Origin of the sequence: Microbulbifer sp. JSM ZJ756, assembly GCF_044383805.1 — a bacterium.
GTDB classification, from domain to species: domain Bacteria; phylum Pseudomonadota; class Gammaproteobacteria; order Pseudomonadales; family Cellvibrionaceae; genus Microbulbifer; species Microbulbifer zhoushanensis.
In genome coordinates this window covers 121,447-135,951 of sequence record NZ_JBISER010000001.1, presented here as the reverse complement: position 1 = coordinate 135,951, position 14,505 = coordinate 121,447, and the positions used below count along the sequence as shown (strand labels likewise).

Here is a 14,505-nt window from a genome sequence, read left to right as displayed (position 1 = left end):
CCGGACGGCGAGGCGGTAGAATAACGGCCAAATCCTGCCGGGCCCGCCCGGAGCAGCCGGCATCACCGGCCCGCAAGCTAACTCATGGAGCTGTCTTTTGAGTAATTCACATCCCGCTTTCGAACAGGTCACCAGCGCTGAGATTGAGTCCCTCGGCGTCAGGGTGGAGGAATACCGCCACAAGGTGACAGGCGCGCAGCACCTGCATATCGCTGCGGACAACCCGGAGAACGTCTTCCTGGTGGCCCTCCGCACCGTGCCCCAGGATTCTACCGGGGTGGCCCACATCCTCGAGCATACGGCGCTCTGTGGCAGTGACAAGTACCCGGTACGCGACCCGTTTTTCATGATGATACGGCGTTCCCTCAACACCTTTATGAACGCCTTCACCAGTTCCGACTGGACTGCCTACCCGTTCGCCAGCCAGAACCGCAAGGACTTCAACAACCTGCTCGATGTCTACCTGGACGCAGTTTTCTTCGCCAAGCTGGACCCGCTGGATTTCGCCCAGGAGGGGCACCGGCTGGAATTCAGTGAGGCGGGTAACGCCGACAGCGAGCTGGTGTACAAGGGCGTGGTGTACAACGAGATGAAAGGTGCCATGAGCTCTGTCACCTCCCAGCTATGGCAGTCGCTCAGTCGCTACCTGTTCCCCACCACCACCTACCACTGGAATTCCGGCGGGGAGCCCGCAGACATTCCCAAGCTCACCTATGAACAACTGCAGTCGTTTTACCGCACCCATTACCACCCCAGTAATGCCACCTTTATGACATTCGGGGACATCCCCGCCGCCGAGCACCAGGCAGCCTTTGAGGAAAAGGCCCTGGGCAGGTTTGAGAAACTGGACAAGGTCATCGAGGTCGGCCGCGAAGACCGCTACCTGGCGCCGGTGTCGGTCGAGGAGTTCTACCCCCTCAGCGAAACCGAGAGCGAAGAAGGCGACAGCGGGAACGTAGGCAGCAAGACCCATATCGTGCTGGCCTGGCTGCTGGGCGATGTCACCGATCTCGAGTCCGTGCTGACCGCCCACCTGCTGGCAGGCGTCCTGCTGGACAACAGTGCCTCGCCACTGATGAAGCTGCTGGAAACCACCGACCTGGGTACCTCGCCCTCCCCGCTCCTGGGCCTCGACGATACCCAGCGGGAGATGGCATTTGTCTGCGGCATTGAGGGCAGCGAGCGCGACCGTGCCGATGAACTGGAGCAGCAGGTCATGGATGTGCTGCGGGACGTGGCCGAAAACGGTATCCCCTACGAGCAACTTGCCGCCAGCCTGCACCAGCTGGAGCTGCAGCAACGGGAGATCGGCGGCGATGGTTTCCCCTACGGCCTGCAATTGATCATGACCGCCCTCACCGGCGCCACCCACCGCGGCGATGCCATTGGCCTTTTGAATATCGACGCCACCCTGGAAAAGCTGCGCGAACAGATCAAGGACCCCCGCTTCATCGCCGATGTGGCCCGCGAACTGCTGGTGGACAACCAGCACCGGGTCCGCCTGGTGCTGCGCCCCGACACCGAGCTGGCCGGGCGCCGCGACCAGGCCGAGAAAGCGCGCCTGGCGGAGATCCGGGCGGCCCTGAGCGAGGGCGAGAAACAGCAGATTATCCAGACCGCCAGCGCCCTGCAGGAGCGACAGGAACGCGAGGACGACGCCTCAATCCTGCCGCGGGTCGGGGTGGAGGACATTCCGCCGGAGATGCCCCGGGTCGAGGGCGAGGAAGTGGAAGTCGGGCGGCAGAAACTGACCCGCTATAGCGCCGGCACCAACGGCCTGGTTTACCAGCAGGTGGTCTGCGCCCTGCCGGAATTCACCGAAGAGGAAAAGCAGCTCCTGCCCTACTACTGCCAGGTGCTGAGTGAAGTCGGCCTGGGCGATAAGGACTACCTGGAAGTCCAGCAGTGGCAGGCCCGCGTCTGCGGTGCGCTGCACAGCTTTACCAGCAGCCGCACCGCCATCGACGACCTGCAGCAACTGCGCGGGCATTTCGTCCTGTCCGGCAAGGCACTGGCGCCAAACCAGGAAGCGCTCACGGAACTGATGGACGCCACCCTGGAGCAGGTGCGGTTCGACGAACTGCCGCGTATCCGCGAGCTGATGTTGCAGACGCTGGCGCGTCGGGAACAGGGCGTGGTGGGCAACGGCCATGCACTGGCAATGGCCGCCGCCAGTGCCGGTTTCAACCGTGCCGCCTTTGAGAGCCACGCTACCGGGGGACTACTGGGCCTGCGCCACCTTAAGGGCCTGGTGCGCAGCTTCGATGACAGTGGACTGGACGTCCTCCAGGAGAAACTGCAGGCGATCCATCGCAAGATCCTGTCAGCAGAGCGACAGTTCCTGCTGGTGGGGGAAGAGGAAAAACTGCCGGAGTTTACCCGCGCCATGGCCAGCCTGGGCAACGAAGCCAGCGGTGCCGGCGCGACCGAGAACGGCTCATTCAACCCCCACCAGGTGGGGGAGCTGTGGCTGGCTAACAGCCAGGTCAACTTCTGCTCCAAAGCCTATGCGACCGTCCCCATGAGCCACCCCGACTCTGCCCCGCTGGCAGTGCTGGGCGGCTTCCTGCGCAATGGCTTCCTGCACCGCACCATCCGCGAACAGGGTGGTGCGTACGGCGGCGGTGCCGGCCATGACAACAACCTGGGGGTCTTCCGCTTCTTCTCCTATCGCGACCCGCGCATGGCGGAGACCCTGCAGGATTTCGATGCCTCCCTGGAGTGGCTCGCCAATGGGCAGCACCAGGATTCGCAGGTGGAAGAGGCCATCCTCGGGGTGGTCGGCGGGCTGGATAAGCCCGGTTCTCCTTCCGGCGAGGCCAAGAAGGCATTCCACTCCGCGCTCTACGGCCGTACCCACGAGGTAAGGGAAGAGTTCCGCCGCCGTGTTACCGAGGTAAAACTCGGCGACCTGCAACGCGTGGCAGCCACTTACCTGAGCCCGGAAAAGGCCGGTACTGCGGTAGTCACGGGCAACCAGGGTCGCGAGGCGGGACTGGCTCTCGGGCTGGAGGAAGAAAAGCTCTAAGCGGAAATGGGCACACTGGCCGCCGGGTGCAGTGCACCGACGGCCACCAGCCTATTCCACGCAATCGCTTTGCAGAAATTCATGAGCAAGAAAGACAGCATTTACGCCAATCCCCTGGGCGACGTGGCGGGCTTCCGCTTCGACCAGTCCGTGGTGGATGTTTTCCCGGACATGATCCAGCGTTCAGTGCCGGGCTATACCACCATCGTCGCCATGATCGGCACCCTGGCCGAGCGCTATGCCCAGTCGGGTAGCCGTTGCTATGACCTCGGCAGCTCCCTTTGCGCTGCCACGCTGGCCATGCGCCACCGCATCCCGGCAGCGGACTGCGAGATCGTAGCGATCGATAATTCACCCGCGATGGTTGAGAGGGCCCGCACTGTCCTGGCGGCAGACAGCGGCCAACTCCCGGTCCAGCTAATCTGTGATGACCTGCAAAATGTAGCCATCGAAAACGCTTCCGTGGTGGTTCTCAACTTCACCCTGCAATTCATTCCCGTTGCCGAGCGGGAAAGTATCCTGCGGAGAATATTCGAGGGGCTGAGACCGGGCGGAGTCCTGATCCTGTCGGAAAAGGTCGCCTTCGAGGATCGCGACCACCAGGAGCTGATGATCGACCTGCACCACTCGTTCAAGCGCGCCAATGGCTACAGCGAACTCGAAGTGGCACAGAAGCGCTCCGCCCTGGAGAACGTCCTCATCCCGGAGACCCTGGCAGCACATCGGGACCGCCTCAAGGGAGTCGGGTTCGGCAGTGTCGACGTATGGTTCCAGTGCTTTAATTTTGCCTCGATGATCGCCATCAAGGCACCGCACTGAGGTCGGGAACAAGCAATGATCGACTACACCCAGCTCTATCAAGGCCTCCAGCATACCCCTGCCCTGCGCGGCTGGCTGGCCACGCTGCCCCAGCAGGTAGCTGCCGGCCTGAGCGAGCATCGCTGGGGCGACCTGCCCGACTGGCGCGCGGCATTGAGCAACCTGCCCGCAATCACCTGCGACTCCACCGAGTTTGTCGATGGCGTAGTGATCGGCCAGGCCGGTGACGCCACACCGGGACAACTGGAAAGCCTGGAGCGCGAGCTGCGCCGCCTGCACCCCTGGCGCAAGGGGCCCTGGGAAATATTTGGCCTGCATATCGATACTGAGTGGCGCTCGGACTGGAAGTGGGAGCGTGTCCTGCCGCACCTGGAGTCGATGGAGAATCGTCTGGTACTGGACGTCGGCTGCGGCAATGGCTACCACTGCTGGCGCCAGTATGGCGCGGGTGCGCGCCGCGTGATCGGCATTGACCCTTCGGCCAAGTTCGTCGCCCAGTTTTATGCGCTTAAAAAGTACATGGGAGACGAACTGCCGGTGGATGTCCTGCCCATCGGCATCGAGTCAGTCCCGCCGCAATTGCGCGCCTTTGATACCACTTTCTCCATGGGGGTGCTGTACCACCGCCGCTCACCCATGGCCCACCTGCGCGAATTGCGCGAAACCCTGCGGCCCGGTGGCCAGCTGGTGCTGGAAACCCTGGTGATCGACGGGGAGCTGGGCCAGTGCCTGGTGCCCGAGGGGCGCTATGCCAAAATGCGCAATGTCTGGTTCCTGCCCAGCTGTGCGACCCTGGAAAGCTGGCTGCGCAAAAGTGGATTTACCAACCCGCGCACGGTGGATGTTGCCCCCACCAGCCTGGGTGAGCAGCGCCGGACCGACTGGATGCATTTTGAGTCCCTGGCCGACTTCCTCGACCCGGAATTCCCGGACCGCACCATCGAGGGTCACCCCGCGCCCAAAAGGGCCATCCTGGTCGCAAATACACCGTAGCTTGTGCCACAAAGACGCAATTTAGGCACTTAAACTCGGTCAAAGACTGTAGTGGAAGGATATTCTGTGGAATGCCGCCGTGTGCCTTGAATGTCTGCCACGTTGCGGCAAAGTGACCACACCACAATTTTCGGACCAGTCAGTCCAGGAGCGCCAGCGTCAATGAGTATCAGCGTTTTCGAACTGTTCAAGATCGGTATCGGCCCCTCCAGTTCGCATACCGTGGGGCCCATGGTCGCCGCACGGCAGTTTGTATCGGATCTCGGGCAGCGCGGTGAACTCAGGCAGACCGACCGCGTCCAGGTGCACCTCTACGGCTCCCTGGCCCTGACCGGCATCGGCCACGGCACCGATATGGCGGTACTGATGGGGCTACTGGGGGAATCCCCCGACACCATCGACGTCGACAGCATCGACAGCAAGCTGGCGCGCATCGAGCGCGGTGAGCAACTGTGCCTGCATGGGGACCACGACATTCGCTTCGTTCGCGAACATGACCTGGTTTTCCATGAGGACGAATTCCTGCCACAGCATGCCAACGGCATGACCTGCCAGGCCTATGCCGACGGCGAGCTGCTGTTCGAGCGCAGTTATTTCTCCATCGGCGGCGGCTTCGTACTCTCCGAAGAGGACTTTGCCCACAAGGACCAGATCGCCACCCTGCTCCCCTATGATTTCAGCAATGCCGCCGAGCTGATGACAATCTGCGAAAAACACGGCTGGACCATTGCCGAACTGGCAATGGAAAACGAAAAGGCCTTCCGCCCGGAGCAGGCGGTGAAAGATGGCCTGTGGGAAATCTGGCAGGTGATGGACGCCTCTATCCAGCGCGGCTGTCACCAGTATGGCCTGCTACCGGGTGGGCTGAAGGTCCGTCGCCGGGCCGCGGAAATGTACCAGGAATTGAGCAAGCAGAGCCGTGAGGAGCGTGAGGATGGCCTGGCTATCCTGGACTGGGTCAGCCTCTATGCGCTGGCGGTAAACGAGGAAAATGCAGCCCGGGGCCGTATCGTGACCTCTCCCACCAATGGTGCAGCCGGGGTAATCCCCGCAGCCATCGCCTACTACGTAAATTTTGTGCACAAGCCGGAAAAACACGGTGACCTGAAAGACCAGGTGGTGAAATTCCTGCTCACTGCCGGCGCCATCGGCATGCTGTTCAAAAAGAATGCATCGATCTCCGCAGCGGAAGTTGGCTGCCAGGGCGAAATCGGGGTGGCCTGCTCCATGGCTTCCGCCGGACTCGCGGCGGTCCAGGGCGGCAGCAACCAGCAGATCGAAAACGCGGCCGAAATCGGCATGGAACACAACCTGGGCCTTACCTGTGACCCCATCGGCGGACTGGTGCAGGTTCCCTGTATCGAGCGCAACACCATGGGGGCAGTCAAGGCCATCAATGCCGCCCGGCTGTCGCTGCGCGGTGATGGCGCCCACATCGTACCCCTGGACAGCGTGATCGAAACAATGCGCCAGACCGGTATCGACATGCAGAGCAAATACAAGGAAACATCCCAGGGCGGCCTGGCTGTGAATGCCGTCAACTGCTGAAGATCGAGCCCGCCATCCCCGTGCCCGCGCGTCAGCCGGGCACTCCGTGCCTGGTATAAAGGTCAAAACGCCCGGACTTCCCTTCCAGCGACAATGACGGCTTTCGCCCTGCCAGCCAGGGCGCCAGACGCGGACGCTTGACCACGGTGCGGTAGTAGCAGGCGGCGAGGGCCGGCTCGAGCAACGCATCCGCATCCAGGTCCTCGCCAACCAGCTGGTGGAAAGCGGCCATTTCCTTTTTCACTTTCGCACTCTTGCCGCGTGCCGGGAACATCGGGTCCAGGTATACCACCGGGATCGACTCGGCCGGCTGCGCCTGCAGCCAGCTCACCGAATCCTCGACAGCATCGGACAGCTGTAGGCGGGCCGCAACTCCCGCAAGTTCAGGATCCAGCTCGGCAGCCGCGCGCAGGCGCGACAGGCCATCGGCGAGCAGCGCCCGGACAACAGGATTACGCTCTAGCAGCACTACCTCACTACCCAGTGATGCCAGTACAAACGCATCGCGCCCCAGGCCGCCGGTAGCGTCCACCACCCGCGGCCTGAACCCCGCACGGATACCCACGGCCTTGGCGATCTGCTGGCCCTTGCCCCCGCCGTATTTACGTCGATGGGCCGCGGCACCGCTGACAAAGTCCACCGTTACGGGACCGGGCGCCTTGCGACCGGTAGCGCACAGCTGCAACATCTCGCCACGCCGCAAAACATAGGGGTATTGTGAAATTTGGGTGGGGTCGATTTCCTGCAGCAGTTCGAGGCCAAGCTGCACCGCCAGTTCACGTGCAGCCGGCAGCCACTCTGGTGCTGCGGCGATCACTGCCAGGGTATGGGTCACGCGGGTTCCGATCCAGTTACTGCAGAAACGCGGATACTAACCGGGCTCGGCCAGCCATTCCAGTGCGCGCTGCCGTTCTTCGCCGGGAAACGGACGCACATCCGCACTGACAAAATGGTCCACCAGCCGCGGCATATACCCGAGCAGGGGCTGATCGGAAACCACCGCAATCTTGTGCACATTGCGGTGATGATCGCGTACAAACGTGAAGTGCGAAACAAGCCCGGAGAAGTCCTCCCAGCCCGGGAAGCTGGCGGCATTGATGAGGACCCCGGCGAGGCTGCCATGCTCCTCGATTACCGGATCAACCTGCTGTGCCAACGCCTCAAAGTCTTCCCTCTGCAGCGGTGCCCTGGGCACAACCTCCAGCACGGAGTGATTGCGATGCCAGTGATGCTCGATCATAGCCAACACATAAAATCGGCGCCGCGGGAAAGCGGCGCCGATTGCCGGTAACCGGGGATACTGTTACTGATTCTGAGGTTCATCAGTGCTCTTGGTTTCCTTATCCTCGTCGCCGCTAATCCTGTCCATTGTGTCCTCGGCCGCTTTCTTGGTGGCCTCGCCGGCATCTTCAATCGCCTCGCCGGCCTTTTCAGCCGCACCCTCAATCACTTCACCGGTTTCCTCGGCCGCCTCCTTGGTGGCTTTCATTGCCTCCTCCGCCTCTCTCTCGAGGGCACTCTCCTCGCCCGGCGGCACGGTATCGGGCTCATCACTTTCCCGCGGAGTATCAGTATCGGGGGTGCCGGTATCGGGCGCGGTGTCCGGTGATTCCATGGTACCCATGCCGTCCGGCGGAGTCTGGGACTCATCGGGGGTCGTGGTGTCCGGCGTACCCTGGTCCATGGTCTCGCTGTCAGGCGTCTCGAGCGAATCGTAAGCATCGCCGGCCGTATCATCGCCGCCCCGCGACATGAAGTACCCGATAATCAGCAGCAGAATAATCAGCGGAAGCAGTAACTTTTTCATAAACCCACCTTTGAGCCCTGGCTGTAACACGAATTCAAGACATCGCCGCGGAAAGCCCGGGGCCCGCTCCGGGACGGCCGCAATCAAGGTCGGTTCCCGAAGGGCCGGGAAAATGTTTTCCCGCTGCCTGTCCATGACGCCGGGCGAGGTATCGCCTGTTGACTCAACTTGGAAGATGTTGGCGCCAATATTGATAAGAATAACTCGCCAATCGGGTTATTCAAGGAACATTGTTCCTATACCTCAGGCAGTCTTGCTGTAGCCGGCGCTGTGGTAATAACGAATAGTTTTAAAAAGATGTCGATCAGGCGACCCTGACGGGGATTAACGGCGAGACACCCGGGGCATCAAGCGACATCCGCGACAAACCAGGGAACGCCGGCAGCGGATATCACTCGCTGTTCGCAGTGTGGTGGCGGGCAGTACCCCAGACAAGCCTGGAGCCCAACCAGAGCGCCCCTACCCCTGCAGCCCGGACTCCTTCATGCGTGCCAACAGGGGCGCCGCCTCGGACTCCGGCACAGCAGCCTCGCAGCTGTGCAACTGCAACCTGCCGTAAATATCGGGGCTGGCAAAAATCAGGTAGCGTGCACCTTTCTGGAGTTTTTTCTCACACGCATCCAGCCCGCGCCGGAAAGCCACCAGCCGGTTGGACTCGCCTTTCCAGACCTGCTCTGATACGGCCGAGTAAACGTAGCCCTTGATCGCCACCATGCCGGGCTCCGACAGGGCCTGGTCCACGTCGCGGTGAATCCCGGCAATTTTCACCTCTGCGACAAATGCCGCCTCCTGATAGCGTGTGGCGATGGCATTGCCGACACTCCCCACAGTTGTTACCGCAGAGCCACTATCGGTTAGGGTGGATTCCTGATCTGGCCCGGAGGAAACTCCAGACGCCTCGCCGGGGTTGCTGGCTGCACTCGAGGGACCGGCGAGCGGCAGCATGGCGAGCAGTGCAGCTGAACATATTGACCGGCAAAAGGATCGGGGTATTCGGCAGGTAAGGCCCTGCAGGGTTTTATCGCAAGTAATATCCTGGCCCAGCAAGAAGTTCTTCACCGTTCTCACTCCCTTGTGTCTGGTATCCCTTTTATCTCACTACCCTGTTCGGGGCTGTCAGGCCTCTGTCGGTCTCAGCTACCCGGCGCTTGCCGCCAACATTACGACAGGAAGCTTCCAATACTCCTGTGTACTTTACTCCTGTGTACTTTACTCCTGTGTACTTTCACCGATGGCAGAAATGGTGCCGGACATTCCCCCGAGGCAGGGAAAGTGACGACATCCGGTATGTGCCGTGCACAAAAAAGGGCACCGAAGTGCCCTCTTTTGTCTCACATTATTTGATCGGCAGCAACTCGAGCTCGACGCGGCGGTTCGCCTGCTTACCGGACGCGGTGTCATTTGCGGCAATGGGGTAACGCTCACCGTAACCCACAGCCTGGACACGACCGCTGGCAATTCCGCCATTGGTAAAGAAACTGGCGACAGAGTTGGCGCGACGCTCACTCAGGGTCTGGTTGTAGACGTCAGAACCGGTGCTGTCAGTGTGCCCGCTGACACGGATGGCAGTCTTGTCGAACTCCTTGAGAACGAGTACTACGGAATCCAGGGTGTCATAGAAGTCACGGCGGATATCAGCACGATCAGTGGCGAAAGTGATATTGCCCGGCATAATCAGGCGAATATTGTCACCTTCACGCTGGACACGCACACCGGTGCCTTCCAGGCGCTCACGCAGTGCCATTTCCTGGCGATCCATGTAGTAGCCCACGCCACCACCGATTGCGGCACCACCCAGGGCACCAGTGATCGCACCTTTCTTGCGGTCATCCTTGCTGGCAGTCGCGGCGCCGATGATAGCCCCCGCCACGGCACCGGCACCGGCACCTTTCGCGGCGTTGCTGGTTTTGCTCTCGCCGGTGTACGGATCCAGCGTGGTACAGCCAACCAGTGAGCCCAGTGCGAGAATTGCGACCCATTTTTTCATGTAAGGTTCTCCTAACGCTTTTAGTGAACGGGAATTACGTCGCGGCGTGGCAGAGGCGCCCGCCGCATTAGTGGAAATGTTGCCGCGGAACAGCTGACTCGCAGCTGAACCGCCCCCCTTCCTCAGGTTGCGAAGACTAGGCGGAATTTGCGCCGAGGTCCATAAAGCAATGCGCATTTATGGACAACAGAAGTCGGTATTTTCTGCATGCACGTTGAAATCCACATGACCGGGCAGCAAATGCTGCACCGCCACAACCCGGGTATCGCCGGCATATCTTCCACAACTTCTGTGGATAACTCTGTTAATGAATGGGTAAAAGGCTACGCCAAGCGGCGACTTCACTTGCTCCCAGCGTTTTGCGCACTTTTTAATCTTCGGATTTTATCCTTAAAAAACAATATGTTACGACTACATCAAAAGTTATCGTACCAACTAGGGAAAGTTGACCAAGCATTCACAAGGGCCCCTTCGCCATGTGGAAAAAGTTTTGTCAACACTTGACGAGGGCAAACCCGGAATTTTTTTGCAAAATAATCGTCATCGAGGACTTCACCAGTCGAACATGGCGCTGAACCAAGACGATCGTGTTATACAAGCATGAAGAAGCGGTAACTATGTCCCTGGCGGCAATAGTTCCAGGCTGTTTTCCGAGCCCGCTGCACGGCAACCAGCCCAGATGAAGGTCGATCATATTTTGACCGGCAAGCTACACCCAAAATCCCGGATCCACTGGCAGCCAGGTCTACAGGTCCCCGCCTTCAGTTCCGGGCGGGCATGAACGAGCCATTAGTAATGCGGGGGCTTCTCGTTGGCATCCGCGCCACCGCGCCCACCACCGTGCAACTCATCGCTTAGGTCCCGGTAACGCTCTCCCATTTCCCGCAGCCGTGCCACCAGGGTCCTGATATTTGCATCCTGTTCGGCAATCACATCATTCAGCTGCACCAGGGTATCCTCCTGGAAAGCCAGGCGAGTCTCGAGCTCCTCGACACGGCTGCGCAGGTCTGCCAGTTCTTCACTCATCGGGCCACCCGGTGTTGTTTCACAGAAAGGTATACAGAAGGTCAACCAGCGCCACAGCGCGCCGGTCCATAAACAGGCTTTGCCCCAGTCGCGAGGTCACGTAACCGACCCCGATGCCGGTTTCGGGATCGGCAAAGCCAACGCTGCCACCAGCTCCCGGGTGGCCGAAACCGCGCTCACTGCCAAACCGCAGGTCAGCCGCAGAGCCACTCCGAATGTAACCGCAACCGAAGCTGATCTCCGCCTGCAACACCGTATCCCGCTCGCAGCTCTGCTGTCGCACCGCCTCTGAGAGCACTTCCCGGGGCAGCATCGCCGGCTCCTCTCCCGCCAGGTCACCGTAAATGGTTGCCAGGTCGAGCGCACTGAAGTGCCCGTTTGCAGCCGGAATCAGCGCCCCGCGCCACTGCTCGCTGTTGCTGCTCATCATCAGGCTCATAGGGTTTGTGAAGGCCCTGGCAACCGGCCCTTCACGATCCGATTTCATTGCCCGGCCCACTGCGTTCTGCCGCAGCTCCGGCAGGGGCTGCTTCAACGGAACGACGTCCGCCAGCCGGTCGGAAAGATGGTTCACACCGCCAAAGCCACCGTGCAACTCCAGCGGCTCGGCCAGGGACTGGCGGTACAGCGTCCGCAGGGACTCACCGCAGGCACGCTCCAGCAAACCGCCCAGGGCCCAGCCATACAGGAACGGGGAATAACCCTGGCGACTACCGGGCGACCACCAGGGTTCGGTCGAAGCCACCGCCGCACAGGAACGCTCCCAGTCATAGATGACCGCGTCCTCCATCCGCTCCCGGAAAGCCACCACACCGGAACGGTGGCACAGCAGCTGGCGCGGCGTCACCGCCTGCTTGCCCGCGGCCGCGAACTCCGGCCAATAGTCTGCAACCGGGCGATCCAGCTCAATGCGGCCCGCCGCCACCTGCTGCAGGGTCAGCAGTGCAAGCACGCCCTTGGAGCAGGAGAATACATTGGCCAGTGTATCCTCTGTATAGGGCACCTCTCCGGCCCGGTCGGCGAACCCGGCCCATAGGGACACAATTGTCTCGCCGTCCTGGCGGACCGCAAAGGCCGCTCCCGTATCACCATGGTGGCGAAAGTTGTCGGCAAAGCAGTCGTACAGTGCTTCGAACCCGGGGGCGCAGTGTCCGTAAATCTCCATCGATACCTGTCCAGCAACAAAAACGAGGCGCAAGGGTAGTTTCTTCCCCTTCCCCGCGCAAATGGTTAGCATTGCCAGCTATTGTAATGACGGCTTCCAGGGGGACCCATGCCAGCAGAAACCGCAATCCAGGACCAGATCCCGCATAACCACTGCTTCGGTTGCGGCCCCGAGAACAGCGCGGGCCTGCAGATCAAAAGCTACTGGACCGGGCCCGACAGCAGTCACTGCGAGTTCATACCGGCAACCCACCACTGTGCCGGGCCCACCCACTACCTCAATGGCGGCATCATTGCCACGGTAATCGACTGCCATACCATCTGTACTGCGATTGCCGACGGATACCGCCAGGCCGGCCGTGAGGTGGGGACAGGGGATAAAATCTGGTATGCGACCGGTAAACTGGATGTGCAGTACAAGGCCCCGGCCGCAATCGACAAGCCGGTGGTACTCGATGCAAAGATTACCGAACGGTCAGAGCGCAAGACGGTCCTGGCCTGCACCCTGTCCAGCGATGGCCGGGTCTGTGCCACTGCTGACGTGGTAGCGGTCAGGGTGCCCGACAACTGGTAACGCACCAGGTGATGGCGGTAGCGGACAGGCCCAGCCTACCCGCTGTCGTCCCCACCAGATTCGGGTTTGCCGGTCTGCCGCCGGCTCTCCTCCTCGGCATAGGACCGCACCTTCCTGTGAGCCTTTCTTTCAGCTTTCTTTTCCGCTTTCCGCTCTTGCTTCTTCTCCGCTTCGCGCTCCACGTCCTCCAGCTTGTAACCGCAATGCTTGCAGTATTCCGCATCGCGGTCGTGACCTGCCCGGCTACAATTGTCGCAGCGAATCGACAGGCGTTCCCGCCCCAGCTCAGAGGCCAGCTCCGCGGTCACAATGCCAGTGGGCACCGCGATAATGGAGTAACCGATCAGCATGGTCAGTGATGCAATCCCCTGGCCCAGTGGCGACTGCGGTGTGATATCGCCAAAACCTACTGTGGTCAGGGTGACAATGGTCCAGTAAATACTCTTGGGAATGCTGGTAAACCCGTGTGCAGGTCCCTCAACCACAAACATCAGCGAGCCGAAAATAATGCATACCACCAGCACACCGGCATAAAACACCAGGATCCTGCGTCGCGCCTGCCACAGGGAGCGCAGCAGCAGGTTGGCATCGCGCAGGTAGCGCACCAGCTTGAGAATCCGGAAAATCCTCAGTACACGCAGCAGGCGGATAACCAGCAGGTAACTTGCCCCGGTAAAGAGTAGTGCGAGATAACTGGGCAGGATCGCCAGCAGGTCGACAACCCCGTAGAAACTGAAAATATAACTGCGCCGGTCGACCGCACAGTAAATCCGCGCCAGGTACTCGACCGTGAACAGCGCGGTAAAAACCCACTCGAGGATAAAGAACAACTCGCCATAGCGGCCGGCGATACTCTCCACCGATACCAGCAGCACCAGCAACACGCTGATCAGGATGGCCCAGATCAGGAAGACGTCGAACCCTTTCCCCAGTGGCGTGTCAGTGCCGAAGATGACTTCGTTGAGCCACTTTCTCTTTCCGGTTAATGCCATATCCCCTCCACAATAGCCATGACTATAGCGCCACAGCCGTCCCCCTGCCAGAGTGCAGGGGGACCGGACAATGTCTTCAGATGGCACCGGCGGACCTTTGCCTGTAATCTTGCCGCCGGGGAGCCTCGGCATGAAGTACAACTGGCCGGGACCGCCAATTCAGCGGCCCCGGGCCGGTACCGGGCTTCCCGCAGTTGGAGAACGAGCGGAAGGCAGCGATTATGGCTAAAGATACCCGCCGGGTATATTCCACCGATGTAGGGCGGATCAAAGAACAACCGGAACAGCAACGGCGCCATGAGGGCGACGGAGTAGTGCGCATCCAGCGGGAGACCAAGGGGCGCAAGGGAAAGGGGGTGACCTGCGTGCGCGGCGTACCGGGCACCGACAGTGAGCTCAAGTTACTGCTGGCCGAGCTGAAGAAGCGCTGTGGTTGCGGCGGCGCCCTCAAAGACGGGGTCATCGAGATCCAGGGCGACAAGCGCGCAGAAATCAAGGCGCTGCTGGAGGCGCGCGATTTCAAGGTCAAGCTCGCCGGAGGCTGAAACCGGCGCGCAACTGCGCCGG

14 protein-coding genes are annotated in these 14,505 nt (G+C 60.9%); 6 read left to right on the top strand and 8 right to left on the bottom strand.

Translation table 11 applies throughout. The features are described 5' to 3' along the window. The first annotated feature begins 97 nt into the window (after positions 1-97). From ACH6CX_RS00615 to ACH6CX_RS00600, 4 genes are all read left to right on the top strand, one after another. Positions 98-3,028 (top strand): insulinase family protein, encoded by a 2,931-nt coding sequence (locus ACH6CX_RS00615; protein ID WP_237061359.1) that lies wholly within the window; start codon positions 98-100, stop codon positions 3,026-3,028. An 81-nt stretch (positions 3,029-3,109) separates the two neighbouring features. Further along, a complete protein-coding gene (gene cmoA, locus ACH6CX_RS00610) occupies positions 3,110-3,847 on the top strand; it encodes a carboxy-S-adenosyl-L-methionine synthase CmoA (RefSeq protein WP_232942213.1) in 738 nt (245 codons plus the stop codon). A gap of 15 nt (positions 3,848-3,862) precedes the next feature. Next, entirely contained in the window at positions 3,863-4,840 is a 978-nt protein-coding gene (gene cmoB, locus ACH6CX_RS00605) for a tRNA 5-methoxyuridine(34)/uridine 5-oxyacetic acid(34) synthase CmoB (RefSeq protein ID WP_232942211.1), read from the top strand. 162 nt (positions 4,841-5,002) lie between these two features. Then, the gene (locus tag ACH6CX_RS00600; protein ID WP_232942209.1) at positions 5,003-6,388 is read left to right on the top strand and encodes an L-serine ammonia-lyase; all 1,386 of its coding nucleotides are present in this window, start codon (positions 5,003-5,005) and stop codon (positions 6,386-6,388) included. A 31-nt stretch (positions 6,389-6,419) separates the two neighbouring features. Here the strand turns inward: ACH6CX_RS00600 and ACH6CX_RS00595 are convergent, their stop codons facing one another. The 7 genes from ACH6CX_RS00595 to ACH6CX_RS00565 all read right to left on the bottom strand — a co-directional run bounded on the left by ACH6CX_RS00595 (position 6,420) and on the right by ACH6CX_RS00565 (position 12,406). Further along, the gene (locus ACH6CX_RS00595) at positions 6,420-7,223 is read right to left on the bottom strand and encodes a class I SAM-dependent methyltransferase (RefSeq protein WP_396674292.1); all 804 of its coding nucleotides are present in this window, start codon (positions 7,221-7,223) and stop codon (positions 6,420-6,422) included. Between the two features lie 36 nt (positions 7,224-7,259). Continuing rightward, positions 7,260-7,628: an STAS/SEC14 domain-containing protein gene (locus ACH6CX_RS00590; protein ID WP_237061337.1), complete on the bottom strand. Its 369-nt coding sequence runs from the start codon at positions 7,626-7,628 to the stop codon at positions 7,260-7,262. Between the two features lie 63 nt (positions 7,629-7,691). After that, entirely contained in the window at positions 7,692-8,195 is a 504-nt protein-coding gene (locus ACH6CX_RS00585) for a hypothetical protein (RefSeq protein ID WP_232942203.1), read from the bottom strand. 459 nt (positions 8,196-8,654) lie between these two features. After that, positions 8,655-9,023, bottom strand: a complete 369-nt coding sequence (locus ACH6CX_RS00580) for a hypothetical protein (protein ID WP_232942201.1) — start codon at positions 9,021-9,023, stop codon at positions 8,655-8,657. 508 nt (positions 9,024-9,531) lie between these two features. Next, positions 9,532-10,182 carry an OmpA family protein gene (locus tag ACH6CX_RS00575; RefSeq protein WP_232942199.1) on the bottom strand — a complete coding sequence of 217 codons (651 nt, stop codon included), beginning with the start codon at positions 10,180-10,182 and terminating at the stop codon, positions 9,532-9,534. A 789-nt stretch (positions 10,183-10,971) separates the two neighbouring features. Next, a complete protein-coding gene (locus ACH6CX_RS00570; protein WP_232942197.1) occupies positions 10,972-11,208 on the bottom strand; it encodes a SlyX family protein in 237 nt (78 codons plus the stop codon). Positions 11,209-11,227: 19 nt separating this feature from the next. Continuing rightward, positions 11,228-12,406: a serine hydrolase domain-containing protein gene (locus ACH6CX_RS00565; RefSeq protein WP_396674289.1), complete on the bottom strand. Its 1,179-nt coding sequence runs from the start codon at positions 12,404-12,406 to the stop codon at positions 11,228-11,230. A 75-nt stretch (positions 12,407-12,481) separates the two neighbouring features. On the opposite strand from ACH6CX_RS00565, the gene ACH6CX_RS00560 reads away from it, so the two are divergent. Then, positions 12,482-12,946, top strand: coding sequence for a PaaI family thioesterase (locus ACH6CX_RS00560; protein ID WP_237061333.1), 465 nt, complete (start codon positions 12,482-12,484; stop codon positions 12,944-12,946). A gap of 35 nt (positions 12,947-12,981) precedes the next feature. Here the strand turns inward: ACH6CX_RS00560 and ACH6CX_RS00555 are convergent, their stop codons facing one another. Continuing rightward, positions 12,982-13,938, bottom strand: a complete 957-nt coding sequence (locus ACH6CX_RS00555; protein WP_334078925.1) for an ion transporter — start codon at positions 13,936-13,938, stop codon at positions 12,982-12,984. Positions 13,939-14,159: 221 nt separating this feature from the next. On the opposite strand from ACH6CX_RS00555, the gene yciH reads away from it, so the two are divergent. Beyond that, the gene (gene yciH, locus ACH6CX_RS00550; protein WP_255774483.1) at positions 14,160-14,483 is read left to right on the top strand and encodes a stress response translation initiation inhibitor YciH; all 324 of its coding nucleotides are present in this window, start codon (positions 14,160-14,162) and stop codon (positions 14,481-14,483) included. The last annotated feature ends 22 nt before the right edge of the window (positions 14,484-14,505 follow it).